General features: G+C 75.1%; 3 protein-coding genes. 1 reads left to right on the top strand and 2 read right to left on the bottom strand.

Going from position 1 to position 2,312, the window contains the following annotated elements:
* Window positions 1-21: 21 nt before the first annotated feature.
* A complete protein-coding gene (locus tag AOK18_RS26545; RefSeq protein WP_055574867.1) occupies window positions 22-675 on the bottom strand; it encodes a hypothetical protein in 654 nt (217 codons plus the stop codon).
* Between the two features lie 250 nt (window positions 676-925).
* Window positions 926-1,648: a GmrSD restriction endonuclease domain-containing protein gene (locus tag AOK18_RS26540; RefSeq protein ID WP_055695979.1), complete on the bottom strand. Its 723-nt coding sequence runs from the start codon at window positions 1,646-1,648 to the stop codon at window positions 926-928.
* A gap of 300 nt (window positions 1,649-1,948) precedes the next feature.
* Here AOK18_RS26540 and AOK18_RS26535 point away from each other — a divergent pair, with 300 nt between their 5' ends.
* Window positions 1,949-2,146, top strand: a complete 198-nt coding sequence (locus AOK18_RS26535) for an antitoxin (protein WP_055574868.1) — start codon at window positions 1,949-1,951, stop codon at window positions 2,144-2,146.
* The last annotated feature ends 166 nt before the right edge of the window (window positions 2,147-2,312 follow it).

The following is a 2,312-nucleotide window of genomic DNA, read 5'->3' as shown; positions in this document are numbered from 1 at the left end:
CGGCGATCACCCGTTTCGCCGTCACGCCCACCCGTCACCCCGGTCGTTGCCGGGGCCCCGGCCGCCGTCGCTCCTGCGCAGGTAGTCGCTGAGCTCGTCGAGTTCGGCGCGCACCTGGTCGATGCGGGCCGGCCCGGGGGGCCGCGGCGGCGGCACGGGCGGGACGGCGGGGGGCGACGGGTCGTGGTGCGGGACGGGCGCCCGGGGCGGCTGCGGCGGCACGGGCTGCGGGACGGCCGTCTGCGCGTACGGCGACGCGGGCTGCGGGTAGCCGTACGGGAGGGGGGCGCCGCCCGGCGCGTGCATCGTCGCGGCGTAGGGCGACTGCGGGCCGTGCGTCCCGTGCGGGTACGGCGGGCGGGCGTGGCGGATGTCCACGGTCAGGTAGTACGCGGCGGCGAGGGCGCCCAGGGACAGGAGGAAGTAGAGGGCGACGTCGGTGCGGGGATCCGCCTCCGGCAGCGCGCCGATCACCATCAGGAAGAAGAGGGACAGCGGCAGGCTGACCCACGCCAGCACCCAGTCGAGGAGGCGCCCGCGCAGGACCGCGACCCGGAACAGCGGTACGCAGGACAGCAGTCCGCACGACAGGAAGCCGGCGGCGGCGATCAGCACGCGCAGGGTGATGACCGTCGCCGTGCTGCGGTGGGGCGGCGCCGCGCCGTGGCCGTACATGACTGCTCCTGGACCGGTGTGGCCGATGGGACGGGTGGTGCGGGTCCGCGGGTCTGCGCGGAGCAGAACGCGGTGGGGAGTCCGAGCGTATAGGCCGCCGGGGACAACCGGTCCCGGTGTGTACCGAACCGTTGCCGACGCGACCGTTCCGTGCCGTTCCGCGCCCCCGCCGCGCCTCCGCCGCGCGGAGGAGGCGCGGCGGGGGTCCCGCGGAACGCGGCGGGCCGCCCCGCCGCGGCACGGGAGGAGGTCAGCCGCCGCACTGCCGCAGCATCATCTCCTTGTCGGCGGCGGTCACCGCCATCTCGTACTTGACGGCGACCTGGGCGAAGCGGACCGCGTACGCGCACCGGATCCGCTTGCTGGGCGGCAGCCAGGCCGCGGGCCCCGAGTCGCTCTTGGAGGAGTTGGTGCCGCCGTCGACCGGGAGGAGGTTGAGGGGGTCGTTCGCCAACTGCTCCCGCTTGGCCACCGGCCAGCGGGAGGACCCCATCTGCCAGCTGTACGAGAGCGGCACCACGTGGTCTATCTGGACCTCGGCCGCCTTCGCCTTGCGCCACTCGATGCTCTTGCCGGTGTACGGGTCGGCCAGGGTCATGGCCACGACCACGCAGTCGGAGCCGGACTTGAACCGCAGCTCCTGCCCGTCGCGCTGGAGGAGGTCGTTGCGGGTGTCGCACCCGTTCCTCGCGAAGGGGACGCCGTCGGCCGTGTCCTTCCAGGCGTAGCCGAACTCGTCGCGGTCGTATCCGGTCCTCGGGCCGCGCCCCTTGGTCCGCACCGTCGCGATGAGTTCGCGTGCGGCGGTGCGGTCCGCCTCCCCGGTCAGCGGGGCGAGGCCGGGTTCGACGCCCTTCGGGTTGTCCAGGGGGCCGGCGGCCCGTCCGTCCGCCTGCGCCCCGCCGTCGCGCACGGCGGGAGAACCGCCCTCCTCCAGGGCCTCGCAGCCGGTCAGGAGCAGGGCGGCGGCCAGCGCGGGGACCGCGGCGCGCCCGGTGCGGCGCGGGGCACCGGGGGCGCCGCGACGGCGCGCCCGCCCGCCCGCCGTTCCCGCACGTCCCGCTCCGCCCCGCTGCGCGTCCGCCGGGAACCTCGTCGAGTACCGCCTCACGGCGCCCCCTTTTCCTTGCACCTTGCACCCGTCCCCGAGCGGCCGGGATCTCACTGCCTCCACGGTAGCCAGCGAGAGGTCCAGACCACATCAGCACAAAAGGGGCATACGGCGCAGGTTCCGCGTAGGGTCGGTGCTGAGTCACCCGGGAAGGAGCTCCGGATGGGCATCTTCGACAAGTTCAAGAGCAACCGCGCGGCGCAGGACAAGGCGAAGAAGGTCTCCGACGCCGCGGAGAAGAAGGTCAACGAGAGGACCGGCGGCACCTACGAGCAGCACGTCGACACCGGGCAGCGGCACGTCGAGGACCGGCTCGGCATGGACCGGGACCGGGGCCAGGACCGTCCCGGTCAGCCGTAGTCCCCGGACCCGCACCCGGCCACCGGACCGGAACACACCGGGACACCCGGACGGTCCGTCGCGCGCGGCCCGGCCCCGCGAGGGGGCCGGGGAGCCCGCACGACGGGCCCGCCGGACCGCACGTCACCACGACCCGGCGTGACTCCGCCCGGGGGACCGCCCACGG

It is taken from the genome of Streptomyces prasinopilosus (assembly GCF_001419695.1).
GTDB lineage: Bacteria > Actinomycetota > Actinomycetes > Streptomycetales > Streptomycetaceae > Streptomyces > Streptomyces prasinopilosus.
This window is presented reverse-complemented; position numbering and strand designations above follow the sequence as displayed.

Excerpts from the sequence above, each read along its gene's own strand:
- AOK18_RS26535 (WP_055574868.1), top strand. The coding sequence starts at position 1,949 with ATGGGCATCTTCGACAAGTTCAAGAGCAACCGCGCGGCGCAGGACAAG.
- AOK18_RS26545 (WP_055574867.1), bottom strand. The coding sequence starts at position 675 with ATGTACGGCCACGGCGCGGCGCCGCCCCACCGCAGCACGGCGACGGTC.